The organism is uncultured Thiodictyon sp. (genome assembly GCF_903946935.1).
Taxonomy (GTDB): domain Bacteria; phylum Pseudomonadota; class Gammaproteobacteria; order Chromatiales; family Chromatiaceae; genus Thiodictyon.
The window spans coordinates 1-24816 of record NZ_CAJAXH010000039.1 but is presented as its reverse complement, the minus strand read 5'-3'; the positions used below and the strand labels follow the sequence as shown (position 1 = coordinate 24816).

21 protein-coding genes and 1 pseudogene are annotated in these 24816 nt (G+C 66.0%); 15 read left to right on the top strand and 7 right to left on the bottom strand.

The features are described from left to right. The first annotated feature begins 2 nt into the window (after nucleotides 1–2). The 10 genes from dsrO to QZX93_RS04340 all read left to right on the top strand — a co-directional run bounded on the left by dsrO (nucleotide 3) and on the right by QZX93_RS04340 (nucleotide 10836). Nucleotides 3–782 (top strand): sulfate reduction electron transfer complex DsrMKJOP subunit DsrO, encoded by a 780-nt coding sequence (gene dsrO, locus QZX93_RS04385; protein ID WP_295389574.1) that lies wholly within the window; start codon nucleotides 3–5, stop codon nucleotides 780–782. Between the two features lie 18 nt (nucleotides 783–800). After that, nucleotides 801–2066 (top strand): NrfD/PsrC family molybdoenzyme membrane anchor subunit, encoded by a 1266-nt coding sequence (nrfD, locus tag QZX93_RS04380; RefSeq protein ID WP_295389539.1) that lies wholly within the window; start codon nucleotides 801–803, stop codon nucleotides 2064–2066. A gap of 113 nt (nucleotides 2067–2179) precedes the next feature. Continuing rightward, nucleotides 2180–3553, top strand: coding sequence for a cobyrinate a,c-diamide synthase (locus tag QZX93_RS04375; protein WP_295389540.1), 1374 nt, complete (start codon nucleotides 2180–2182; stop codon nucleotides 3551–3553). A 201-nt stretch (nucleotides 3554–3754) separates the two neighbouring features. Continuing rightward, nucleotides 3755–4699 carry a hypothetical protein gene (locus tag QZX93_RS04370; RefSeq protein ID WP_295389542.1) on the top strand — a complete coding sequence of 315 codons (945 nt, stop codon included), beginning with the start codon at nucleotides 3755–3757 and terminating at the stop codon, nucleotides 4697–4699. An 11-nt stretch (nucleotides 4700–4710) separates the two neighbouring features. After that, the gene (locus QZX93_RS04365) at nucleotides 4711–5265 is read left to right on the top strand and encodes a hypothetical protein (RefSeq protein ID WP_295389544.1); all 555 of its coding nucleotides are present in this window, start codon (nucleotides 4711–4713) and stop codon (nucleotides 5263–5265) included. Beyond that, nucleotides 5262–6461 (top strand): hypothetical protein, encoded by a 1200-nt coding sequence (locus tag QZX93_RS04360; protein WP_295389546.1) that lies wholly within the window; start codon nucleotides 5262–5264, stop codon nucleotides 6459–6461. The genes QZX93_RS04365 and QZX93_RS04360 overlap by 4 nt, the downstream gene beginning before the upstream one ends. A 26-nt stretch (nucleotides 6462–6487) precedes the next feature. Further along, entirely contained in the window at nucleotides 6488–8686 is a 2199-nt protein-coding gene (locus tag QZX93_RS04355; protein ID WP_295389548.1) for a chromosome condensation regulator RCC1, read from the top strand. A gap of 373 nt (nucleotides 8687–9059) precedes the next feature. Continuing rightward, nucleotides 9060–9389, top strand: a complete 330-nt coding sequence (locus QZX93_RS04350; protein WP_295389549.1) for a hypothetical protein — start codon at nucleotides 9060–9062, stop codon at nucleotides 9387–9389. Nucleotides 9390–9409: 20 nt separating this feature from the next. After that, nucleotides 9410–10159, top strand: a complete 750-nt coding sequence (locus QZX93_RS04345) for a hypothetical protein (RefSeq protein WP_295389575.1) — start codon at nucleotides 9410–9412, stop codon at nucleotides 10157–10159. Between the two features lie 164 nt (nucleotides 10160–10323). Beyond that, a complete protein-coding gene (locus QZX93_RS04340) occupies nucleotides 10324–10836 on the top strand; it encodes a hypothetical protein (protein ID WP_295389551.1) in 513 nt (170 codons plus the stop codon). Between the two features lie 366 nt (nucleotides 10837–11202). Here the strand turns inward: QZX93_RS04340 and QZX93_RS04335 are convergent, their stop codons facing one another. Beyond that, nucleotides 11203–11799 (bottom strand): hypothetical protein, encoded by a 597-nt coding sequence (locus tag QZX93_RS04335; RefSeq protein ID WP_295389552.1) that lies wholly within the window; start codon nucleotides 11797–11799, stop codon nucleotides 11203–11205. A gap of 482 nt (nucleotides 11800–12281) precedes the next feature. Between QZX93_RS04335 and QZX93_RS04330 the strand changes: the two are divergent. After that, nucleotides 12282–13580: pseudogene (locus tag QZX93_RS04330) on the top strand (glucan biosynthesis protein); the annotation flags it as partial. A 58-nt stretch (nucleotides 13581–13638) separates the two neighbouring features. Here QZX93_RS04330 and QZX93_RS04325 read toward each other — a convergent pair. Both QZX93_RS04325 and folE read right to left on the bottom strand, forming a co-directional pair. Further along, a complete protein-coding gene (locus QZX93_RS04325) occupies nucleotides 13639–15117 on the bottom strand; it encodes a polysaccharide biosynthesis C-terminal domain-containing protein (protein ID WP_295389554.1) in 1479 nt (492 codons plus the stop codon). A 158-nt stretch (nucleotides 15118–15275) separates the two neighbouring features. Continuing rightward, nucleotides 15276–15914, bottom strand: coding sequence for a GTP cyclohydrolase I FolE (gene folE, locus QZX93_RS04320; protein ID WP_295389556.1), 639 nt, complete (start codon nucleotides 15912–15914; stop codon nucleotides 15276–15278). A 289-nt stretch (nucleotides 15915–16203) separates the two neighbouring features. Between folE and QZX93_RS04315 the strand changes: the two genes are divergently transcribed. Beyond that, nucleotides 16204–17706 carry a mannose-1-phosphate guanylyltransferase/mannose-6-phosphate isomerase gene (locus QZX93_RS04315; protein WP_295389558.1) on the top strand — a complete coding sequence of 501 codons (1503 nt, stop codon included), beginning with the start codon at nucleotides 16204–16206 and terminating at the stop codon, nucleotides 17704–17706. Nucleotides 17707–17847: 141 nt separating this feature from the next. Here QZX93_RS04315 and QZX93_RS04310 read toward each other — a convergent pair whose 3' ends face one another. From QZX93_RS04310 to aceA, 3 genes are all read right to left on the bottom strand, one after another. Next, nucleotides 17848–18507, bottom strand: a complete 660-nt coding sequence (locus QZX93_RS04310; protein WP_295389578.1) for a uracil-DNA glycosylase family protein — start codon at nucleotides 18505–18507, stop codon at nucleotides 17848–17850. A gap of 135 nt (nucleotides 18508–18642) precedes the next feature. After that, nucleotides 18643–20316: a glutamine--tRNA ligase/YqeY domain fusion protein gene (locus QZX93_RS04305; RefSeq protein ID WP_295389560.1), complete on the bottom strand. Its 1674-nt coding sequence runs from the start codon at nucleotides 20314–20316 to the stop codon at nucleotides 18643–18645. A gap of 479 nt (nucleotides 20317–20795) precedes the next feature. Further along, the gene (gene aceA / locus QZX93_RS04300) at nucleotides 20796–22103 is read right to left on the bottom strand and encodes an isocitrate lyase (RefSeq protein ID WP_295389562.1); all 1308 of its coding nucleotides are present in this window, start codon (nucleotides 22101–22103) and stop codon (nucleotides 20796–20798) included. Nucleotides 22104–22405: 302 nt separating this feature from the next. On the opposite strand from aceA, the gene pdxH reads away from it, so the two are divergent. Continuing rightward, nucleotides 22406–23050, top strand: a complete 645-nt coding sequence (gene pdxH / locus QZX93_RS04295) for a pyridoxamine 5'-phosphate oxidase (RefSeq protein WP_295389564.1) — start codon at nucleotides 22406–22408, stop codon at nucleotides 23048–23050. Here pdxH and QZX93_RS04290 read toward each other — a convergent pair. Next, a complete protein-coding gene (locus tag QZX93_RS04290; protein WP_295389566.1) occupies nucleotides 22999–23652 on the bottom strand; it encodes a hypothetical protein in 654 nt (217 codons plus the stop codon). The two genes, pdxH and QZX93_RS04290, sit on opposite strands and share 52 nt — an antisense overlap. A gap of 176 nt (nucleotides 23653–23828) precedes the next feature. Here QZX93_RS04290 and QZX93_RS04285 point away from each other — a divergent pair, with 176 nt between their 5' ends. Together QZX93_RS04285 and QZX93_RS04280 are read left to right on the top strand one after the other, a co-directional pair. Further along, complete coding sequence (locus tag QZX93_RS04285) at nucleotides 23829–24029, top strand: hypothetical protein (protein WP_295389568.1); 201 nt, start codon at nucleotides 23829–23831, stop codon at nucleotides 24027–24029. Next, complete coding sequence (locus QZX93_RS04280) at nucleotides 24029–24724, top strand: hypothetical protein (protein ID WP_295389570.1); 696 nt, start codon at nucleotides 24029–24031, stop codon at nucleotides 24722–24724. Before QZX93_RS04285 ends, QZX93_RS04280 begins: the two co-directional genes overlap by 1 nt. The last annotated feature ends 92 nt before the right edge of the window (nucleotides 24725–24816 follow it).

The following is a 24816-nucleotide window of genomic DNA, read 5'->3' as shown; positions in this document are numbered from 1 at the left end:
TGATGAAGCACCCAGATGAGACGATCGATCAGGGGCGCCGCGACTGGTTCGGCCTGGCGGCCGCGGCGACCGCGGCGGTGGCCGCACCCGGGGTCATCCTGCACTTGGCCAGTGCGAATACCGCCCCGGAAGCCCAGCCGGCGAGCTCGGCCGTGCGCTGGGGCCTGCTGATCGACACCAACAAATGTACCTCGGGCTGTCGCGACTGTGTGGATGCCTGCGATCGGGAGAACGGGCTCGACCTCCAGACCAAGCCGCCCACCGAGGCGCCGACCGCCTGGGCCGACCAGAAGGCGGTCTGGGTCCGCAAGGTCAAGCTGGCCGACGGCCTGACGGGGCGGGTGACCAACCTGCCGCTCATGTGCCAGCACTGCGAACACCCGCCCTGTGTGGACGTCTGCCCGACCGGGGCCTCCTTCAAACGGGCGGACGGGATCGTTATGGTGGATCGGCATATCTGCATCGGCTGCCGCTACTGCATGATGGCCTGCCCCTACCAGGCGCGCAGCTTCATCCATCAGCCCATGCACGACCAACTGACCCGGGTGCCGCGCGGCAAGGGCTGCGTGGAGAGTTGCAATCTCTGTGTCAGCCGGCGTGACCACGGACTCCCCTCCACCGCCTGTGCGGATGCCTGCACGGCGGCGGGCAAGGGCGCCATCGTCTTCGGCGACCTGAAGGACCCGGCGAGCCCCATCAGCCTGGCCCTGAAGGCCATGCCCAGTCGCCAGCTCCGCGAGGACCTGGCGCTCAACACCGGCGTGCGGTACAAGGGCGTCTAGCCCAGGGGACTTAAAGGCATGAAACGAATCGTCTATCGTGAGTGGCACATCCCGCCGGCCCGCTACTGGGGCATCCTGGGGATCCTGGTGTCGGTGATGGCCCTGGGGGGGCTGGCCGCCCTCTATCTGGAGCACGAGGGACACTGGGTCACCGGGATGAACAATTTTGTGGTATGGGGTGTCCCCCATGTCTTTGCCGTGTTCCTGATCGTCGCCGCCTCCGGGGCCATCAATGTCGCGTCCATCGCGACCGTCTTCGGCAAAGGGGCCTATCTGCCATTGGGGCGGCTGTCCGGACTGCTCGCCGTCACCCTGTTGATTGGCGGGCTACTGATCCTGGTGCTCGACCTGGGGCGTCCGGATCGTCTGCTGGTCGCACTCACCCATTACAATCTGCGCTCGATTTTCGCCTGGAATATCTATTTCTATACCGGGTTCGTCGCGCTCGTCATAGCCTATCTGTGGAGTATGGCGGATCGAATGGGCGCGCGATTCAAGCATACGCTCGGGGTGCTCGCCTTCGGCTGGCGTCTGGCGTTGACCACCGCCACCGGCTCCATTTTCGGCTTTCTGGTCGCCCGGCAGGCGTTCGATACCGCCTTCCTGGCACCGATGTTCGTCATCATGTCATTGGCCTATGGGCTGGCCATCTTCATCCTGGTGCTGATGTTCACCTTCCATCAGGAGGAGCGAGTCCTGGGCGATCAGTTGCTGCGGCGGCTGAAGAACCTGCTCGGGGTCTTCGTCGCGGCGGTGTTGTATTTCACCCTGGTCTATTATCTGACCAAGGCCTATGGCGCCAAGAACTATGACCTGGTCGGTTGGCTCCTGTTCGGCGGCGGGGGCTATTCGATCCTGTTATGGATCGGCTGGATACTGATCGGCACCCTGGTGCCGCTCGCCATGTTCTGGCATCCGCGGACCCGGCGTGACCGCCGCTTTATTGCCGTGGCCTGTGCCCTGGTGATCCTGGGGGGGCTCGCCGCACTCTATGTGATCCTCATCGGCAGCCAGGTCTACCCGCTCCAGATCTTCCCGGGCCAGACCATCCTGGACTCCGGGTTTGCGGATGGCATCAAGGTGGCGGATTCGACCTATCATCCCAGCCTCCCCGAACTGCTGCTCGGCCTGGGCGGCGTGGCGGTGGCCCTGTTCCTCACGGCCGTCGGCGTGCGGGTGCTCCAGTTCCTGCCCGACTCACTGGCCGATGCCGAGCTGCCCGCGGATACCGAAGAACCCAGCGCCGGCAAGGTCTCCTATGTCGATGACCTAGCGACTGGTTAGGCGATCCGGCGCGGGTCGCCGCGATAAGTAGATTGGTCCGCAAATGAACGCGAATAGCGCTTGTTATTCGCGTTCACTTGCGTTTATTTGCGGACAAAGGTCGGTTGCCCATCATGGCCCATCTGTATCTCTCTGCCGCGCACCGGTCCTCGGGCAAGACCACCGTGGCCATCGGACTATGCCGCGCCTTTCGCGACCGGGGGCTGCGCGTCCAGCCATTCAAGAAGGGTCCCGACTTCATCGATCCTCTGTGGCTCGGCACGGCGGCCGGGCGCCCGTGCTACAACCTGGATTTCCATACCATGGAGCGCGGGGAGATCGCCGCTGCCTTCGCGCAGGAGTTGGCCGGTGCCGACCTGGGGCTGATCGAGGGCAATGTCGGGCTCTATGACAGCACCGACCTGGCGGGCGCCAACAGCAATGCCGCACTGGCCAAACACCTGGGCGCCCCGGTGGTCCTGGTCATCGACTGCCAGGGCATGGCCCGCGGCATTGCCCCGCTGCTCCTGGGATACTGCGCCTTCGATCCCGATCTCAACCTTGCCGGTGTCGTACTCAACAAGGTGGGCGGCGAGCGACACGCCGGCAACCTGATCCGGGCCGTCGAGCATTACACCGACATCCAGGTCTTCGGGGTCCTGCCGCGCGATGAGTCGCTCGCCATCGCCGAGCGTCACCTCGGCCTGATGCCGAGCAACGAGGCCGTTGAGGCCGAGGCCTGGATCGGGCGCATCCAGCGCCAGGTCGCCGCCGGCCTGGACCTGGATCGACTGCTGGCACTGGCCGACGCGGCGCCGTCGCCGCCGTCGAACGTCTCGGCACCGCCGGCCCCGACCGGGTACCCGATCCGTATCGGCATCGCGCGCGACTGCGCCTTCGGCTTCTATTATCCGGACGACCTGCGCGCACTGGCCGCCGGCGGTGCGCAACTGGTGCCCTTCAGCCCGGTGGCCGACGCCGAACTGCCGGCGGTGGACGGACTCTTCCTGGGCGGTGGCTTTCCCGAGTTCCGGATGGCCGAACTGGAAGCCAATCGCAGCATGCGCGCCCAGGTGGCCGACTTCATCGCCCGGGGCGGTCCAGTCTATGCGGAGTGTGGCGGGCTCATGTATCTGTGCCGGGGCCTCACCTGGGGGGACGAGCGACGAGCCATGGTCGGCGCCCTGGCGGCGGAGGTGGCGATGCAACCCAAGCCACAAGGACGCGGCTATGTCAGTCTGCGGGAGACCGACGCCTTTCCCTGGCCGGGGCCTCGGCCCGCGGGGAGCCAGGTCCAGGCCCATGAGTTCCATCACTCGCTGGTGGTCGCGCCCGGCCCCGATTGGACCTACGCCTACGAGGTCCTGCGCGGGGTCGGCATCGACGGGCGCCACGACGGTGTCGTCCAAGGCAACCTGCTGGCGAGCTATGCCCACCTGCGCGACGTGGGTGGGCTCAACTGGACCGGGCGCTTTCTCGCCCATGTGCGGCGCTGTTTGGGGGCTTGATCACGGCGCCGCTTGACGGCGGCGCGCCCCGCTGTATTCTAACCACCGCAAGGGTAGGGGGACGCGGCGGCGTCTTTGACGCGCGACTTCGCTACCCAAAAAAATAAGCATCTTAAGGAGTCGTGCCGCGGCCTGTCGAACCACGACAGCGCAGCCTCGGCACTCGCTCTGCACAGGCGTTGAGGGACTGGAGACGCGATCATGTCGGGGAGTGTTTACGACTTTTTGCACGGGCAGTGGCGGGACTACAAGCGCCGACTCCACCGGGTCTGCGCGGTGACCCACGCGCAGGCCTTGCTGGATTGCATCTGTGACGGCTGCGCGGGCTGCGGTCCGGCACAACTGATCGAACCGGTCACGGCCTGGATCAATCTTCAGGTGGGGCGGGACCTGGAGGGGCGCATCCGCGCCGCGGGCCCGGAGGGGGATGCGTGCTGGTCGCAGTGCCTGCGTCTCTTCCACAGCCCGCAGCGGATGGCCGCGCAACTCGCGCGCAGCCTGGAGGCGATCTGCGCCGCTTGGGGCCTGGGCGAGGACGCGCGGGCCCGGGCGATCCTCTGGCAGACCCTTTCGCACTATTTCTACGAGGCCCGATTCGCGGTCGATGGCCCCACCGGGCAGCATCGGCTGCGCAACTGGGTACGCATCCAACGCCTGCTCGCCCGCGTTCGCCGCGACCTGGAGGTCCAGGTCGGGGGGCTCGCGGGGCCGGAGCGCGTCTGGACCCTGCGGCGACTGGAGGACCCCGCCTGGCTTGCGGCCGCCGTCTTGGCGGAGTCGCAGCGCACCGGGGGCGGCCCCCCGCTGGATGACATCGCCACGGTCGATGGCGTGCTGGCTTATCTTTATGCCTTCTTACCCCACCTGGATATAGGTGACATGGAGGACGATCCGGCGCTGGCCGCGCACCTGCCGAGCGATCTGCCCGAGACCATCGCCTATTACGTCAATGACCCGACGAGTCCCGCGGGACTGACCGCGCCCGAGCGGGCCGCGCTGATCCTGGAATACTGGAGCGAGGTAGCGCCCATGTCCGACCGCGTCTTTCAGGACACCTACGGTCATACCCGTCAGACCCATCGTAACCGTGTCGCCGCCGGGGTCCGCAAGATCGCCCCTTGGGTGCGCCGCGATCTGGAATCCTGAGGTAATTCACTATGAAAAATGGCCTCGCGCGACTGACCAAAGACGTCCTGGACGCCATCGCGGCGACGGACCCGCAGGATACGCAACGGCTTGCGGATGAACGCCTACAGGCGCTGATCGACGGCCGCGAGCCCCTGACGCTTCCGGAGCGTCGGCTGCTGGCGCGCTCGGCGGTTACCCGCGATCGCCTGGGGTGGCTGCGCCACCTCGCGCGGGCGCGCTCGTTGGCTGCCTGGCAGGCGCAGGCACTCGGCCCCCAGCCGCTCCAGTTGCTGGCGGCGGCGGATGAGACCCCGTCGGTGGCGCCCGTGCGGTTGGTCGGCGAGCATTACAGCGTCGCCTTGATTCCGGCCGATCTTCAGGGGCGGGCCTGGCGCATCGCCGTGCAGATTGCGTCGCCGCTGATCGCCGCCACCCCCGGCGGCTTCCAACTCGTCGACAGCGAGGGGTTGGTCTGGCTGGCCGGATACCCGGATGCGGCGGGCGAGTTGGTGGGCTTTTGGCAACGCGAAGAACCCCTCTGGGAGCGGGTCCATCGGGTCAGTCTGGAGCTGGTGCCGCAGTGACCAGACAACCGGGCCCGCGCCACGCATTGGTCTATTTCCCCCTGGCCGGCGATCTGGATCACGGCCTGGCCGCCGTGCGCGTCATTGATTGGGACCAGCCCGGGTCTTACACGCGGATGACCCAGGCCGGCCCCTGTGCCCATGAACTGCGCAAGGACGACGAGATCGAGGGCATCATCCGCACCGAACGCCTGTGCGGCGGCTGCCGATCGGCCGCAACCACTGGGCAGCTGATGGTGGAGTTGGTGGTGGCCGACGGGGCACAGGTCTGCGGCGCGAGCTACACCCTGGCCCTGGCGCTGGCGGACAAGCTCGCCCGCGGCTGCCTCCCCCGGCTCGCCGGTTGGACGGTGATCGCCAGCGGCGTGGTCAAGCGCGACGGCTCAATCGGGGCGGTCGGGCGGATTGACGAGAAGCTCGCGGCGCTCGAGTATGCACTGACGCGGCAGCCCCTCGCCAAACCCCTCCTGGTCCTGGCACGGGACAATCTGGACGCACTGACCACCGATGAGCGGCAGCGACTGCGGGGCTTGATCGCCGCGGGCGTGCAGTGTGTGGGAGTGGCGGCCCTGGCCGACATGCGACCGGACTGGCCACGTGGACGCATACCACCCCCACCGTGGTGGCGCCGCTTGCTCAATGGGCGGCGGCGGGCGATGGCCGCGGTGCTGGGTTGGCGCTGGCAGTGGCTAACGGTCATCATTGTGACGGTCGCGATCCTGTACTACCTGTGGTGGTCGCCATGTGGCGCCCTGTCGACGGACCCCGCCATCATCGAGCGCTGCTGGGCGCCGCAGCCGGTGGCCTTGCGGATCGACTGCAGTGTGCAGCACCTGAACGGCGAGCGCACCCCGCGGCACTGTCCGAGCGGTACCTTTCTCTCCGAGGACGACCAGTTCTCGCTAGAGGTCAAGCCGTCTGCGCCCGGTTGGCTCTATGTCTATTACTTGGATGCAGCGGGCCAGGCATTGGATGACCTACGGCCGGACGGGAAGCCCTGGCCAGTGCTGACGGGTCAGAGGCTACCGGTGACACTCCCGGATCGGATCAGTTCGTCGGCCGGCCGCCCGGCCAATGGGCGCTTTCTTGCCGTGCTCACGTCGAAGCCCCTGCCGGAAGGCGCGCCCGCAGCGCTCCTCAAGCCGTTCCTGGAGGCCGTGGCCGAAGAATTCGTGTTGTGCGGGGACCCCCACTGAGCGCATCCAGAGATCAGGAAAGCACCATGACTGTCGGACCCACGGGGCATCGTTCCCCACCACGCAACCCCGGAACCCCGATCCTCGCCGGCGCGCTCGTGCTGGTTCTGAGCCTGTTGCTCGGTCACCCGCTGGCGCAAGCGGGCGGCGCGGACGGTATGCAGCGTCTTGCCGGCGGGGATGGACACAGCTTTACCGTCGGGCCCGACGGCGGCCTGTGGGCCTGGGGGGCCAACGCGCAGGGCCAGCTCGGCGACGGTACCCGTACCGACCGCCTGATTCCCGTGCGGGTCCTGACCGGGGTCGCCGCCGTGGCCGCCGGTCAGTTTCACACCCTGGCGCTGAAGACCGACGGCAGCCTGTGGGCCTGGGGGGTGAACTACCGTGGCGAAGTCGGCGACAACACGACCGTGGACCGCCTGACACCCGTCCAGGTCATGACCGGGGTGGCGTCGGTGGCGGCCGGGGCGCATCACACCCTGGCGGTGAAGACCGACGGCAGCGTCTGGGCCTGGGGTGCCAACGAACGCGGACAGCTCGGGGACGGCAGCACGACGTATCGACCGGCACCGGTCCGGGTGCTCTCCGAGGTGGCGTCCGTGGCTGCCGGCGGTTGGCATAGCCTCGCCATCAAGACCGACGGCAGTCTGTGGGCCTGGGGAACCAACGACGCCGGCCAACTCGGTGACGGTACTCACACGGATCAGCCGAGTCCAGTCCAGGTCCAGCCCCGGGGGCTGGCGGCCGTCGCCGCCGGCGCTTGGCACACCCTGGCGCTGAAGACCGATGGCAGCCTCTGGGCCTGGGGGGCGAACAGCTTTGGCCAGCTCGGCGACGGCACAACCTCCGAGCGCATCAGCCCGGTGCCGGTCACCATCGGCGTGGCGGCCATGGCAACCGGTTCGTTCCATAGTCTGGCCATCAAGACCGACGCTAGCCTGTGGGCTTGGGGGGGGAACCAACATGGCGAGCTCGGTGATGGGACCACCATGGATCAATCGAGTCCGATCCAGGTCCGCGCCGGGGTTGCGGCTATGGCGGCGGGGACCTATCACACCCTGATCATCGACACTCAGGGTGGGCTCTGGGCTTGGGGGGCCAACGAACGGGGGCAGCTTGGCAACGGCCGGACCACGGGTTGTCTCAGGCCCATCCAGCGCTTCCTCCCGCCGGCGAGTCCTTACGATATGCAGCGGATGGCCGCCGATGAGTCCCACAGCCTGGTCATCGACACCGACGGTGTACTCTGGGGCTGGGGCGACGACCCGGAGGATCAGCCTGCTGGGGGTACCAACAAAGGGGTCGCAAGGCGGCTCCTTCCCTTCCGCAACCGGGCGGCGGCGGTGGCGGTTGGCTGGCGGCATGGTCTCGTGATCCAGACCGACGGCGGCCTCTGGGCTTGGGGTTGGAACCGCTACGGCCAAGTCGGCGATGGCTCGACCGTGAAACGCGCGAGCCCGGTGCGTGTCTTCGAAGCCGGCGAAGCCGTGGACGCCGTCGCCGTGGCGGCCGGGACCTACCATAGCCTGGCCGTCACGCCGGACGGCCGTCTGTTGGCCTGGGGGAATAACTGGGACGGCCAGTTGGGCGACGGCACCACCAGGGACCGTTTGAGCCCGGGCGAAGTCCTGAGCGGGGTGACGGCGGTGGCGTCGGGTGCGAGCCACAGCCTGGCGCTGAAGAGCGACGGCACCCTCTGGGCCTGGGGCTGGAACAAGTATGGCCAGCTCGGCGATGGCTCGACCATCGACCGGTCAACTCCGACGCTCGTTATGAGCGGCGTTGTGGCTATGGCGGCTGGTTGGGGACACAGCCTGGCCCTGAAGGACGACGGCACCCTCTGGGCCTGGGGGCATAACGTCTATGGCCAACTCGGCGACGGTACGACCACGGATCGGTTGCGTCCGGTCCAGGTTGACATCCGGGGCCGAGTCAAGGCCGTGTCCAGTGGCTATTACCACACCCTGGCCCTAAAAACCGACGGCACCCTCTGGGCCTGGGGGGACAACGAATACGGCCAACTTGGTGACGGCACCAACACCGATCGCGCGATTCCGACCCGGGTCCTGGGCGGGGTCACAGCGATGGCGGCCGGGATGTACCACACGGTGGTCCGCAAGATCGACGGCGACCTCTGGGCCTGGGGACGCAACCGGCGCGGTCAGTTGGGCGACCGCACGACCATCGGTCGGGCCAGTCCGGTCCGGGTCACCGCGATCCCGTAAGCCGCCGGAGCTTTGCCCACCGCAGGGAGCCGGCGCGCCGCCGTCTCCTGCGTCGTTCGACCTCATCGCTTAGGTCCGTCGTTCCGGCCGGACGCCGGAACCCAGCGCCAGGGATGGCCAGCATCAACCTCCACATCGGGCATACCGACGTGCCCACCAGTCGTTTTCCCGTCCGCCAGGCATCCGCAAGTCCCGGTCAGGGATCGCCGCACTGCGCTCGCTCCCCCTTTTTTGCTTTTGTCACGCGCCCCCCCGGGCAAGAGGGGGTGAAGGCAGCCGTCGCCGGTATCGGACTGATTTCGCGCCCGCCGTCGTCACTGAGGAGGCGAGGCAGTTGCCAGATTCAAGTGAGTGTCAAATGGGAGTTGAGCAGATGAACGTCAATGTCAAGTGCCGGTGCTGCGGCGCCCTGGTTGGCCTACTGGTTAGCTGCGCGACCTTCGCCGAGCCTCCACCAGAGCAAATCCAGGCTTTCTTCAGTCGGGTGCCTGAATGGGGCGAGCCGGCGATCAAAGCGGCGCAGCAAGAGGCCATACGGCAGCAATATGAAGCAGAGGTCGCCGCGGCCCACCCTTATCGCTACGCATACCACCATCATCACCACCACCATCACCACCATCATGATCATGGTTCGTGCTACGGTTTCGCGGGGTATGGAGCCGCCGAGGGCCTTAATCGTCATTGCGGCGGTGATTACCGTTGAGCCGATGGGGATCTGCCGTGATGATGCAATACGCCGGGGCCGACGCGCGACCGTTCTCGATTGAGGCATCCTACAACCCGCACCTCCTGCCGGGGGCGACCCGGCTCGAGGTGGTCCTGACCCTCACCGCGGCATGCCCCGACGCACTGGTCCCGCTCGGCGGCTTGGGCCAGGTCAGGCTGCGTCTTGAGCCCCCGCGGGGTTGCCGCATCACCTCGGTGCAACAGCAGTCCCCGGAGCGCGTCGAGCTGATCGGGCTGGGGGTTCAAGACAGCGGCGCCATTGATGTCCCCTTGGGCACCTGGGGGAGCGAGTCGCGCGACTATTTCGTGGTGGCTCAACTGTCCCCTCATGAGGCAGGCGAGGATGCGCTGGCCTTCTGGTTGCAAGTCCTGTGTATACACCAGGGTGCCGAGACCGCGATCGACGGGGGGCGGGTCGTTGCGGACTGGACCGCCGACCTGGCCCTGGCCGCGCAGGTCGATCCCCGGGTGGCCTATTGCAACGCCCAGCAGGAGCTGGCCGAGTCGACCCACGATGGTCTGGCGGCCCAATGCCGGGGCGATCTCACCCTGGCCACACTCCTGCTCGGGCGGGCGGTGCAACTCAGCGCGGCCTTGGACAACGCGGCGGCGTTCCGGAGTTTGGCGCGCGTGGTGGAGGTCCTGGATGCGCAGGAAGGGACGGTGCGGTTGCGTCCCGAGGTCGATCAGTACGCCCTTTTGGAACTTGACATGGGGGCACCCACACCTTTGCACCTTGCGGCGTAGTAACACCGACCGCTAGATCGCACTGCCTATTGGCTTTTGCCACCCCGCCCCCCGGGCAATAGTCGATGAAGGCAGCCGCTGTCGGGCACCGACCTAGTCGGCACCATTTCTTCCCATTCGTCATTGCGGCATCGGTGACTGGATCGGCGTTCGCTCGAAATGGGGTGAGCTGGGGCACCTCGCACGACAATACCCTGGGCATCGATCGGGTCGGATGCGGGAACTGCGACGCCTATAAGGGTGATACCGCCTGTTCGGTCGCGCTACCGGTCCTGTGCTTGAAGGTCGATGGGTCACCGCGTCCGAACTATGCCGTCCCCGCGATCTGTGGGGGTGTCATGCCCTGCGAATATTATAACGGCTGGGCGCAAGGTCATGTCGCCGCCACCATGCCGGTGGCAGGTGCCAGTCTCCACTCCATCGCTGCGGCTGATGCACTCTGCGCGAGCCAGTTCGGCGCCGGCTGGAAGATGGCCGAGCATCATGATGGCAAGCAACGGTCTGGCATGGGACTGAACAGGTTTTGCGGAAATGCCACCAACTGGAATTCGGCGAGTCCCTGGCCAGCCTCCAGTGCGAGCCCGGGTGGGTGGTATTTCTATGCCTATGGCAACTTGAATCCCGACACGCGTTATTGGGTAAAGATCAACGATCGACCAGCTAACTGCTGGAATTGACGGAGAGCAGGGCCAGCATTGCGCTGGCCCCGCTTTCTCGTTCCCACACTCCAGCGGCACTGCCATTAGGTTAAAGATTTTCGGTTTGCTCTGAGCCTGTCGAAGGGTAAACGGGAAATCCTTAACCGACTCAAGTTAAGCCGTCCGTGGTTCGACAAGCTCACCACGAACGGCTTAACAAAACGATCATCGAAAGGTGCAGCGTGCGGCCTTGATCATCCCTGCGGCCGGCTTGTGAGCGGCAAGGTCGTCGGTTCGCGACCGGTCACCGTTGGTCGGAACGATGACCAAGGTCTTCCCTGGCGCTTGGTCCAGGCCTCCTGCCGGGACCAGGGTGGGCGCGCCCGCCCACCCTGTGCCCCAATTTCAGCGGACGATCGGAATGGCGACTGAATATCCCGTGCCTTGACGGCTTGAGTCATTGTTCAAGACGCCGTTGCCGTCATTGTCGTAGTAGATCGTTCCGGTGGCGAAAAACCCCGTGGACTCGCGCAGCGGAAAAAACGACGTGATCGTATACGGCTTTGTTTCGGCAGTATAGACGTTGGTGGCGATGCGGGTCACATCCACCTGCACGCCCCGGTTGCTGACCGTGAAGGTTGCATGCGAAATGGCCGGCTTACCGTTTTCCACTTTTGGCCCCAGTTCAAGGCGGAACATATTGGTGTGCGCGGTCGGGGACTCATAGCCGTCGTAGCACACGAGCGTCAGGTTCCCTGAGGGGGCGGCCACCGTCCCGGCGACGAAATGGCATTCAGCATAGGTGCCGCCATAACCATTCTCATTACTGCCCGTGGAAAAATGCCCACCAAAACCAATGGCGTTAGCCAGACCGTTGACCACAAAGGTCACCGAGGTCTTGCCGGCGACGCTGACCGCGGCTGGCGCGGCGCTGGCGGTCTCGGTCGCCAGGATCACGCTCAACAATCCCAGGCCGAGGCTTAGCTTACGATTCACAAACATAGTTTTTCTCCAGCATTGAGTGCCGCAAAGTGATTGGCGAGTTAGGCATTGTCGTTGCGGCAATCGGCAATACCCGGCGAAAGTCCGTGCGTCGACTGACGCGGCCGGTGCGTACGGCGTGTCGCTCAACGTTCATCCTTGATCAGACAGCCGCACCTCGCGGCGATCGGCTGCGGCGGGGGTTGCAGCGGCCGCATCCCGATAGCGGCGGCCTTCACTCTCTATTGCCGAGGGGGGGCGGCGAAAGCCAAAAGGCCAATCGCGATGCTGGGCAAAAAAGCTTGGTCGTGGCGCACCGGGGCAACGGCCATGGGAGCACGACTAGCCACCCCGGATGATGGGCGTCCCCCGCGGACACGGCTTCAGTTTCATTTGGCCTTTCACCGCCCACCCCCCAGGCATAACCATGGTGATGGGGTCGCGACCGTGCCTGTCGGTTCGCTACTCCAGGGTCGAGTCCTTTACCACCATGGAGCGATCCCGTGTTCATTCATCGCCTCGTTATTGCCTTTCTGCCTGTGTTCTTGCTGGACCCCCAGCCGACTCTGGTGCGTAGCGGTTTTCCGGAAATCGAGAGCGACTTTGAAGGGGTCTGTCAGACCGCCTTCGAGCAGTCGCACCAGCCCTATGTGGAGGTCGTGCCGACGCCGCTGCCGCTGTTCGATCCGCCGCCGACCGGCGCCAAGGACGCCCCGGGTCTGGTCTTCGATGAATACAATCGCATCTGGCCCCGCCACCCGCTCTACAGCGACCGCTACCTCTGGGCCATTGCGCTGCCGCGCGGCAATGTGCATAAGGAACCGATCGATCTGCGGTTCGCCACCGCTGTGGCCGGTCCCTATCGTTCCGGGGCCTATGAATGGTCCGACTTCAACTATCGCTCACCGGCGATCGAGCCGCCATTGCCGAGGCGCATCCCGGCGGCCGCGCGGAGCGTCACGGCCCTGGCGCTTGGCGCACGGCTGGGTCGCGCACGGACCTGGCCGCAATTCGCCTATATCGGGGGCAGCGGCTATGTCTGTCTGGCCGGGCTCGACACCGGTTTGGGCACCAGCCTGCGGTTGGGGGCCTATAACGTCGGCGAGGTCGAGGCCAAGCCGCGGCTCACCAAACTCGCTGTGCGGCCGCTGCCTGAACATCGCTTCGCGCTGCACGGGGTCATCGAAAGTGCGCCCTTCACTGCCTGTATGCAGGCGGTGATGATGCCGGGGTTGAGCACACGGATGCAGACGACGCTGCGGTTCTATCCGCGCGCGGGCTATGTCGGTCCGCCAGGGGCCAAGGTCAGTCCGCTCGCCATGAGCAGTATGTTCTGGAAGGGGGCGGCGGATACGCCGGCCGATCGTAAAGACCAAGCCCATGATGCCGATACGCTGATGGTCTGCGGACAGGCCGCCGTCTCGCTCGAGGGTCTGGCCCCGGTCGTTGGAGAGCCGCCAGCCATTTACGAGTTCGGTCCCGCCCCCTGTTTCGGACTGATGCAAAGCGATCGCGCGCCGGCCCACTATCAGGCCTATGCGTCCGCCGAGTATGCCCGGCGGGCGAGCCTGTGGGTCGACGATGTGGAATCGGACCTGGCCTATTCAGTGAAGCTGATGGCCTATGGGAGCAACTACGAGGGTGAGGACAATGTCGTCGCCTATGCGGAATTCCTGGACGACCTGCCGGTTGCGCTGGCGGCCGACGATGGCGCGACCTTCAGCTATACCGTGACCGCCTCGGCCCTGCCGCCGGGCCAAGCCGATCCGCCGGGCGCGGTGACCGGCACCATCCTCGCCCAGAGCGGAAACCAGAGCGGGAAAAAGTTCAACACGACCGGGCAGTGGCTCCCATCAGGGCTCAAATCGGTCGGCGACGGATCAATGCCCGCCCGTCGATCAGGAACACCAGCGCCAGGAAAAGTGCGAGCAGCGATGCCCCCACCGGCAGTGGGTGCCACGCCAGCCCACCGACCATCGCCCGACTCAGCCCATAGAGACCCAGACCCAGGGCCAGATAACCGAAGACCCGCTTGAGGTCATAGGGGACCGGGTAGTAGCGTCGCCCGAGCACATAGGAGATCAGCACCATCGCGCTGTAACAGGCCAGATGCGCCCAGGCCGCCCCGGCATAGCCATAGCGTGGGATCAGTGTCAGCAGCACGCCGACCGTGATGGCCGCGCCGATCAGTGAGACCCAGGCCCCCATCAGCGTCCGATCGGTGAGCTTGTACCAGATCGACAGGTTGACATAGATGCCGAGCAGCAGGTTGGCAAACAGCAGCACCGGGACCACGCTCAACCCCTCCCGGTAGGCCGCCCCCACGAAATACTGGAACACATCCAGGAACAGCGTGACCAGCAGAAAGAGGAAGACACAGCAGATGACAAACCAATTGAGTACGGCGGCATAGGTGCGCCCGGCATCGGCCCGCTTGGCGTGGGCGAAAAAGAAGGGCTCGCCAGCATAGCGGAAGGCCTGGATGAATAGCGTCATCAGGATCGAGAGCTTGTAACAGGCGCTGTAAATGCCAAGTTGCGCCATGTTGGTCGCATCGTCGAACGGCAGCAGATATTTGAGCGCCGCCCGGTCCAGCATCTCATTGACGATCCCGGCCAGGCCGATGACCACCATCGGCAGTGAATAGCGCAGCAGGCGGCGGGCCAGCGCCCCATCGAATCCCCGCAGCCCCCCCTTGAACTGGGGCGCCAGCATCAGGATCTTGAGCCCGCTCGCCGCCAGGTTGGCGATTAACACATAGCCGACGCCCACCGCTGGGTCCCACAGCCGGCCCAGGAGGCTCGCGGGGTCGGTCTCGAAGGCCGCCCGCAACCCCAGGATGAAGACCAGGTTAAGCCCGACATTGAGGGCGATCTCCAGCACCTTGATCACCGCGAAGCGCAGTGCCTGATTCTCCGCCCGCAGCCTGGCGAAGGCCACTGCGCCGATCGAGTCCAGGGCCAGGATGGCGGCGCACCACCAGATATATTCACTGTGTTGCGGGTGTCGCAGCAGGTCCGCGGCGGGTTGCCGCAGGAACCAGGCGACGAGCATAAACACTAGGTTTGCCAATACCATAAAGCGCAGCGCCGTGGCGTAGACCACCTGTGGTGCCTGCTCCCCGCTGGCGCGGAAGCGGAAATAGCCGGTCTCCAGCCCGAAGGTGAGGAGCACCGCAAAAAATCCCATGTAGGCATAGAACTCGGCCACCACCCCGTACTGCGCCGGCGCGAAGGTGTAGGTGAAAAGCGGCACCAGGAGATAGTTGAGAAAGCGCCCGAGGACGCTGCTGACCCCGTAGACGGCGGTCTGGGAGGCGAGACGCTTAAGCGGGTTCAAGGCACGGGATTCCAGGGGCGGCGGGTCGGGGGGCGCATTCTAACCTAGCCGAGACGCTGCGCGGGCCCGGGCCGCGCGAAAAGAGGTGTGTCCGCAAATGAACGCAAGAATCTTGATTACTTGCGTTCATTGGCGTTCATTTGCGGCTAACTCTTTTATTAGCTGCGAATAAAGGACATGAACTCGGCGCGGGTGAGTTGGTTGGTCTCGAATGACCCACGCATGGCACTGGAGACGGTGGTGCTGCGCTGCTTCTGCACCCCGCGCATCATCATGCAGGTGTGGCTCGCCTCGATGACCACGGCCACCCCGTGGGCGCCCAGGTGCTCGATCAATGCGTCCGCCACCTGATTGGTCAGTCGTTCCTGCACTTGCAGCCGCCGGGCGAAACAGTCCACCACCCGTGCGACCTTGGACAGGCCCACCACCTTACCGTTGGGCAGATAACCGACATGGGCATGACCGAAAAAAGGCAGCATGTGATGCTCGCACATCGAATAGAACTCGATGTCACGGATCACCACCATCTCCTTCACGTCCTCCGCAAACAGGGCCTTCTTGATGATCTCCTCGGGCGAGAGTTGATAACCGCTGGTGAGAAAATCCATCGCCTTGGCCACCCGCAAGGGCGTTCGGCGCAGACCCTCGCGGTCGGGGTCCTCCCCGATGGCCACCAGCATGGAGCGCACCAAGGCCTCCTTGGGCGCGTCGTAGACCTCCTCCTCCGACTGCGCTTCAAAGGTGGCGGCGTAGCGGGCCTCGGCCATCACTTTGGACATTCTAGGTTTTTCTGACATGGGTGGTTGCCTCTCCTGAAGGTCTAGCGACTGCGCTGGGTGCGATCGCCGACACTGATTGGCCTAAGACAGTGGGGGTTGGTGAGGGAAAATGGAACCTCTGCGGACAGGAAACAGCGCGCGGAGCAGACCAGCGCATCCTCAAGCGGTGGGTTGTCCGCGCCTGCACGAGGCGCACCGCATTGCTGCTGCGCGGGCGCAATGACCGCCCCGGGTTGACGCGACCTGACCCCGGGCGCTGTAATGACTCACCCATTCCCGCGGGCAAGCGCCCAGGTAGATCGACACCATGCTCCTGCAACCAGTCATCCTCTCCGGCGGTTCCGGCACCCGTCTGTGGCCCCTGTCGCGCGAGGCCTACCCCAAGCAATTCCTGCCGTTGACCAGCGTGTACACCATGCTCCAAGAGACGGTGCGGCGCCTCGACGGGCTGGATCAGGAGCACCCGCGGCGCGGTATCGGCCTGGTCGATCCGCTGGTGGTATGCAACGAGTCGCACCGCTTTCTGGTCGCCGAACAGTTCCGCCTGATGGGTCGCACCCCGGGGGCGATCATCCTGGAGCCCAAGGGGCGCAACACCGCCCCGGCGTTGACGGTGGCGGCCCTGGCGGCGGTACGCGACGGGCTGGACCCGGTCCTGCTGGTGATGCCGGCGGACCATCTGATCCGCCACGAGCCGGCCTTCCGCACCGCGGTGGCCGATGGTTTCAGCCTGGCCGAGCAGGGCGCGGTGGTGACCTTCGGTATCGTCCCGGACAAGCCCGAGGTGGGCTATGGGTACATTCGCCGGGGCGATCGCTTTGATCCCCCTCATCTAATGGAGCCGTTGGCGGGCAGCGCCTACCGGCTCAACGCATTTGTGGAGAAGCCCGAGGTCGCGACCGCCGAAGGCTATCTGGCCTCCGGTGAGTATCTGTGGAACAGCGGCCTCTTCGTCCTCAAGGCCTCACTCTGGTTAAGCCTGATCGAGCGCTTTCGCCCGGACATCGCCCAGGCCGCGGCGCACGCCTATACCGAGGGTCGCCAAACCGGGCAATTTTTCAGTCTCGCCCCCGCCGCCTTCGCCGTTTGCCCGAGCGACTCGATCGACTATGCGGTGATGGAGCGCTTGGCCGGCGAGGGTGCGAGTGAGGGTCCGCCGGCCGTCGTCATCCCGCTGGAGGTCGGCTGGTCCGACGTGGGCGCTTGGTCCACCCTGTGGGAGGTGAGCGAGCAGGACGCCGCCGGCAATGTGTTGGACGGCGACGCCTTTGTCCATGACGCCAACAACAACCTGCTGATCGCCCGTCACCGCATGGTGGCCCTGGTGGGGGTGGACGACCTGATCGTGGTCGAAACGCCCGACGCGGTGCTGGTGGTCAAGAAAGACCGTGCCCAGGACGTGAAGGCCGTGACCCAGTTCCTGGAGCACGAGGGACGCCACGAGTTCCGCCACCACCAGCGGGTGCATCGCCCTTGGGGGGCCTACGAGTCGATCGGGCAGGGTGGGCGCTATCAGGTCAAACGCTTGTCGGTGAAGCCCGGGGAGTCACTGTCATTGCAGATGCATCACCATCGCGCCGAGCACTGGGTGGTGGTCTCCGGCACCGCCCGCGTGACCTGTGGCGACAAGACCTTCCTGATCACCGAGAACCAGTCCACCTATATCCCGGTCGGCAGTACGCACCGGCTGGAGAATCCTGGGACCATCCCGCTGGAGATCATCGAGGTCCAGTCCGGCAGCTATTTGGGCGAGGACGACATCGTGCGCTTCGAGGATGTCTATGCGCGCGACTCCAAGGACGCTGGCTGAAGCTGGCAGGCGTGTGACACCGCCCTCGCGCTCGTGACACCGCTCTGCGGTGTCACGCCGCTGTCAGGCACTCTGCGTAGCGAGCGTCGGCGCTCGGCGCCCCAATCGATTAAGACCCAGGTTTGCGCATGAACCCTTCGTTCAGTGGTCGTGCAACAGGCCCTGCCACGCCGGATGGGCGGCGATCAACCCCAGCCCCGCGTGTAGCAGGGTCCTCCCCGGCTCCATCTTGAACCAGGTGGAGGCCCCGGAGGGGTGGGGCAGGGGGATCAGGTCCGCCGCCAGACCGGCCTTCGAGCGATAGGGCCATTGCTGTCCGACCAGCCCGTCGAGCCTTGCCCCCGCGGGCAGTTGGTCCGCGAACTGCGCGATGGCGAGCTTGCCCACCGGGATGATGAGCCGCGGCTGGCTGATTGCCATCTCACCTTGCCACCAGGGCGCGCAGTGCGCCACCTCGTGTCGATCCGGCACCCGGTCCCCGCCCTTAGGGTTCTTGCCGGGAAAGCAGCGGCAGACCGCGCTCATCAACACCCGCTCCCGGAAGGTCGGCTCGTCCATTCCGATCGATTGGAACCAGCGAAACAGGGTCTTACCGGCGGTCCAGCAAAAGGGTCGACACTGTTCGATCTCCTTGGTCCCGGGCGCCTGGCCGATCATCATCACCGGCGAGATGACGGCAGTGCCATAGACCGGTGGGCCGAACATGCCGGGGCAGCGGCGGCAGCGCAGCAGGTCTCGATACAGTGCTGAGAGCTGACTCAACTGCTTCGACCCGGCCGCCGCCCCGTCCGCTTTCTGCATGGTGACATCGATAACCTCATCCATCGTGGCGTCCCGAGAAATTCTTCGTCAAAGCGCGCAGCGCAACGCTGACACCTCAGGGAGCTGCAAGCGTCGGTACCAGTATGCGCTTACCTGAAAGCCGGGCGCTGCACGCTAGCGCTGCGCCTTCCCCCAAGTGTCGCGCAGCCCCACCGTCAGGTTGAAAACGGGCCGCGCCGCGGTGCTGTCCTGGTCGGCGACAAAATAGCCCTCGCGCTCAAACTGGAAGCGCTCGCCGGGGGCCGCGGCCGCGAGTGAGGGCTCCGCCAGACTGTCGCTCAACACGGTGAGCGAGTCGGGGTTGAGGTCGGCGAGGAAGTCGCCGCCACCCGCACCCGGGACCGGGACGCTGAACAGCCGGTCGTAGAGCCGCACCTCGCACGCAACGGCGTGGGCGGCGCTGACCCAGTGGATGACCCCGCCGACCTTGCGCCCCTCCGGGTTGCGGCCCAGGGTCTGCAAGTCCGCGGTGGCGCGCAGTTCGGTGACTTGTCCGTCCGCATCCTTGGTGACCTGATCGCAACGGATCACATAGGCGTTGCGCAGCCGCACCTCACCGCCGGGGATCAGGCGCTTGAAGCCCTTGGGCGGGAGCTCGGCGAAGTCGTTGCGATCGATGAAAATCTCGCGTGCGAAGGGGACCTGGCGCGTCCCCATGGTCGCATCCTTGGGGTGGTTGCCGGCGGCCATCTGCTCGACCTGACCCGCCGGGATGTTCTCAATCACGACCTTCAGCGGGCGCAGGACCGCCATGCGCCGGGGTGCGCTGGCGTCCAGGTCGTCGCGGATGGCGCTCTCCAGGAGCGCCATCTCCACCCGGTTGTCGGCCTTGGTGACGCCGATGCGCTCGCAAAAGTCGCGGATGGAGGCGGCGCTGTAGCCGCGGCGGCGCAGCCCGGCGATGGTCGGCATCCGCGGGTCGTCCCAGCCGCTAACGTGCCGCTCGGTGACGAGCTGGGTCAGCAGCCGCTTGCTCATGACCGTGTATTCCAGATTGAGCCGGGAGAACTCGATCTGGCGCGGCTTGGAGGGGACCGAGACGTTGTCCACGCACCAATCGTAGAGCGGGCGGTGGTCCTCGAACTCCAAGGTGCAGATGGAGTGTGTAATGCACTCCAAGGCGTCCGAGATGGGGTGGGTGTAGTCGTAGGTCGGGTAGAGACACCAGAGGGTGCCGGTCTGGTGGTGGATCACCCCGTGGCGGATACGGTAGAGCACCGGGTCGCGCAGGTTGATGTTGGGCGAGGCCATGTCGATGCGGGCGCGCAGGCTGCGGGCGCCGTCCGGGAACTCGCCAGCACGCATGCGCGTGAAGAGGTCCAGGTTCTCCGCAACCGACCGTTGGCGCCCCGGGCTCTCGCGGCCCGGTTCGGTGAGGGTGCCGCGATAGGCCCGGACCTCCTCGGCGCCCAGGTCGCAGACATAGGCCAAGCCCTTGTGGATCAGTTCGATGGCGAAGCCGTAGAGCTGCTCGAAATAGTCCGAGGCAAAATAGCGCCGGTCTCCCCAGTCGAAGCCCAGCCAGCGCACGTCGGCCTGGATGGAGTCGACAAACTCCAGATCCTCCTTGTGCGGGTTGGTGTCGTCGAAGCGCAGGTTGCAGGTGCCTGGGTAGTCCTGGGCCAGGCCGAAGTTGAGACAGATCGACTTGGCATGTCCGATGTGCAGATACCCGTTGGGTTCCGGCGGGAAGCGCGTGGCGATCCGCTGGTGGCGACCGGCGGCCAGGTCCTCCTCGACGATCTGACGGATGAAGTTGGAACGGTGCGAATCGACGGGGTCAGTCATGATGCTCGGGGGTGCGAAAAAGGGGGGCGCCGGGGCAGGGCGGTAAACGGCACATTCTAGCCCGGAACTCCTCCGCTCGGCGCGCGGGTCGCGAGCCGCAGCAAGCAAGGCTGGCCCGGCCGGCGCCGGGTCGCCGCTCTAATGTCCCGTCACCGCGGTAGCGATCCCCCCGGCCAGACCCTGTTCCACGTCCTCCATCCGGGTGACTCCGCCATAGATGCCGCCCCAGGCGAAGGTCTTATAGACGGGGGATTCCATCGGGCCGAACTTCTATCGCCTTCTCAGGAGAAAGGCAACAGGAATAGAGGAATTTATTGGGCCCCCGCTCGGCCTTATCGGCTGGGCAGCCAGGCAGTTGGACACCTGGCTGGCCGCGTCCGCGATGCTGGTGGTCGGGGGGGAGCGTCGGATAGGCCCGAGCACAGTCCGGCCGGGCCAGCGAAATCGGTGCGGATACGGCCATCCCTGGCCGTGACAGATCAATGGAACTGTTCTTCTTCGGTCGAGCCGGTCAGGGCGGTGACGGATGAGTGGCCGCCCTGGATGACGGTGGTCACGTCGTCGAAGTAGCCGACACCGACCTCCTGCTGGTGGGAGACGAAGGTGTAGCCGCGCTCGCGGGCGACGAACTCGCGCTCCTGGACCTTTTCCACATAGTGCTTCATGCCCTGGCCGCGGGCGTAGTCATAGGCCAAGTCGAACATGTTGTACCACATGTTGTGGATACCGGCCAGGGTGATGAACTGGTACTTGTAGCCCATGTCCGCCAGCTCCTCCTGGAAGCGGGCGATGGTCGCGTCGTCCAGGTTCTTCTTCCAGTTGAAGGAGGGCGAGCAGTTGTAGGCCAGCAGCTTGTTGGGGTTCTTCGCCAGCAGGGCCTGGGCGAACTCACGGGCAAAGCCGAGATCCGGCGTTTCGGTCTCACACCACACCAGGTCCGCATAGGGCGCGTAGGCGAGGCCGCGACTGATCGCCTGCTCACCGCCGTTGCGCACCATGTAGAAGCCCTCGTCGGAGCGGCCGCCGGTGAGGAAGGGCTGGTCGTTGGGGTCGACATCGTTGGTCAGCAGGTTGGCTGCCTTGGCGTCGGTGCGGGCCAGGATCAGGGTGGGGACGCCCATGACGTCGGCGGCCAGGCGCGCAGCCTTGAGCTTCTCGACCGCCTCACGGGTGGGCACCAGGACCTTGCCGCCCATGTGGCCGCACTTCTTCACCGCCGCGAGTTGGTCCTCGAAGTGGACCCCGGCGGCACCGGCGACGATCATGTTCTTCATCAGCTCAAAGGCGTTGAGCACGCCGCCGAAACCGGCCTCGGCGTCCGCCACGATGGGCAGGAAGTAGTCGATGTAGTCCTGGTCCCCGGGGCCCATGCCGCGCGACCACTGGATCTCGTCTGCCCGCTTAAAGGTGTTGTTGATGCGCCGCACCATGGTCGGCACCGAGTCGTAGGCATACAGCGACTGGTCCGGGTACATGGTCTCGGAGGTGTTGCCGTCCGCCGCCACCTGCCAGCCGGACAGATAGATGGCCTCGATCCCGGCCTTGGCCTGCTGCATCGCCTGGCCGGCCGTGATGGCGCCCATGCAGTTCACATAGCCCTTTTTGGACCCGCCGCGCACCAGGTCCCACAGGCGTTGAGCGCCGCGCTGGGCCAGGGTGTATTCGGGCTGCACGCTGCCGCGCAGGCGAACCACATCGGCGGCCGCGTAGCCGCGCTTCACGTCAGTCCAACGCGGGTTTTCTGCCCAGTCGGTTTCCAGGGCCTTGATCTGTTCGTCGCGGGTCATGTGGTGAATCCCCTCAAGTGGTTGAAAAATTGCAGATGTCTCCCCCCGCCTGCACTGGAGGGTCCCGGCTGGAGAGCAGCGCGAGCCCTTCGATTTATTAACCGACAAAATATCTCGGTCTTAACCGACTAAAGTACCTGGAGACTAAGCATTTGACGAAGCAATTCTACTAATCTTGTCCATTGCTTTCTTGAGGCGCCCGGTGACGCCGCCTGATAATCGGCGGAAAAAGCGCGCCGCCCCGGTCGCGCATCGCCCCCGCGCGCGGCATACTTCCCGCAACCCAAACACAGGACCGTCAGATGAATGTCAACCCGGAAGCCTTCCGCACCGCCGCCATGGCCCACGGCCTGGGCGAGGAGGACCTGAACCCGGACCCCGTGGGCCAGTTTCAGCGCTGGTATGAGGAGGCCATCGCCCAAGACCTGCCGGAGCCCAACTCAATGAGCCTGGCGACGGTCGACCCCGACGGTCAGCCGTATCTGCGCACCGTGCTGCTCAAGCTTTATGATCGCCAGGGGTTCGTCTTCTTTACCAATTACGAGAGCCGCAAGTCTCAGCAGATCGGAACCAACCCGCGGGTGGCCTTGCTGTTTCCCTGGGTGGCGCTGGCGCGCCAGGTGCAGATCGTCGGGACCGCACGGCGCATTTCCACTGCGGAGTCTTTAGGGTATTTCGCCACCCGCCCGCGCGGCAGCCAGATCGGCGCCTGGGCCTCGCCCCAGAGCCAGGTGATCACCTCGCGCTCGCTCCTGGAGGAGAAGGTGGCACAGATGCAGCGACACTTTGCCGAGGGGGCGATCCCGCTCCCGGACTTCTGGGGCGGCTATCGGGTGGAGCCGACCGAGATCGAGTTCTGGCAGGGCCGCGACAGCCGGCTGCACGACCGCTTTCGCTATCGGCGCTCCGCCGCCGGGGCGTGGGGGGTGGAGCGATTGGCGCCGTGAACGTCATTCCGGCCGGGACGCCGGAATCCAGGCCATGGACGGTAACTTGCGTCCAGCATGATCGTTGCGCCTGCCGCCGTTGGCACAAACCGCCCGCTTCGTGCATGATATACGTCGGCCCACAACATATAGGGGAGACGGCCGATGCACGGCAACTGGCAACACGTGAAGAACCTGGGCCGCAGATATGAACTGCGCGATGCCATCAAGCGGGTATGTACACCCGGCGATGCATCGGTTGAAGAAACGAAGTCGAGTACTGCGAAAAGCGTGGCCTGGAGCTGGAGGCGCGCATTGGCCGGCTGGCCCAGAAGGACCATCTTACCCATGCCAACCAAGAACTCGATCTGTGCCGCGATATCCGCCGCGTTTTCGACTACCTGACCGGCATCCTGGCAGACATGTACTCGCCGCCCCCGGACCTCCACCTGGAGACCGAGTTCGCGGCCCTCATTGAACGCATCGAGCGCAATACCGCGCGGCGGAAGGTCCCGCCCGATGACGCCTTCCAGCAGGCGCTGGCCAAGACCATCGACAAAGAACTCCAGGCGAGCGCGGCCGGGGCCTTGCGCGCGGCCCTGGCCGACCGGCTCAAGGTCCATCCAACCACCGTCGGCTTGCGGCTGTGCGAATCGGCTGAAGAGCCCGCGCTCGCCGAGCTCACCAGCGCCATCGTCGCCTGCCTCCGACAGGCCCCGCGGGGTGGGGCGAGCCGGGAGCTGCGCGCCGTCGCCCGGCGTCTGCTCGGCTGGCTGCTGATGCGGCTGGTCCGTGCCGAGTGGAGCGCGTCGGGGGCCGGTGCGGCATCTGGACCGATCGCCAGGATGCCCGGCGGCTCGGCCAAACCCCGCCCGGCCAGGCCGAGTATCTGGATATCCTGCGCGCCCCGCGGCGGATGGCTGAGGGCGAAGTCGAGCAGCTCGAGCTGCTGGGCGAGATTGCCGAGTTCGCGCTACGCAAGGCGCCGCGGGACGGCTGATGGGCCAGCCCGCCGTCAGCCGCGGGGATCTGCTGCGTTGCCTGCACTCGGAGGGGCGGGACGCGCTCACCGCGATGGCCGGGCTTGCCGGGTACCGGCGAGTGCCCAAGGCTAAGCCCACACCTGCGCCCGCGGGACGACTTGCTGCGGGTCCGGTGCCGGTTTCCCGCGGCTCGACGCCCGCGGCGCCCTCTGCGTCGCCACCCGCCGATGCGCCTGGGGAGGGCACCCAGCCAGTCGGCGGGTTACCCTTCTATCGGGTGGTCGGCTACCGATCCATTGAGCGCGAGTCGCCGCCCGGCGAGCGCCCGGACTGGTACCACGCCGCCCGGCCGTTCGCGCCGGGCGAACAGCGCCAACAACGCCTTTCCCCGCCCGTGCCGGAGCCGCTGATTCCCTGGCCGCGCCTCTGGCCCTTCCTGCGCGCCGCCCTGGGCGACTGGACCGAGCGGCGCGAGCCGGACCTGAAACGCCTCGTGGACCTGATCGCCTGCGGCCAAGCCCCCCGCCGCCTGCCCAGGCAGCGGCTCCACCGCTGGGCACCCGCCTGCCAGTTGATCCTGGACCTGTCGCCCCGCCTGACTCCATTCCACGGTGACTATTGGCGCCTGCTTCCGGCGCTGGGGCGGCTGCGCGGCCACCTGGGCCGTGTCCTTTCGGCAAGCCTGCATGAATGTGGAGCGTTGGTCCGGTAGTGTGGGAGCCCCGCGTCCTTGGCGAACGGGAGGGGCGATGTTGTCGCTGGCCGGGCGGGCAAGCGGCACCGAGCGGGCAGCGTCTGGCACCG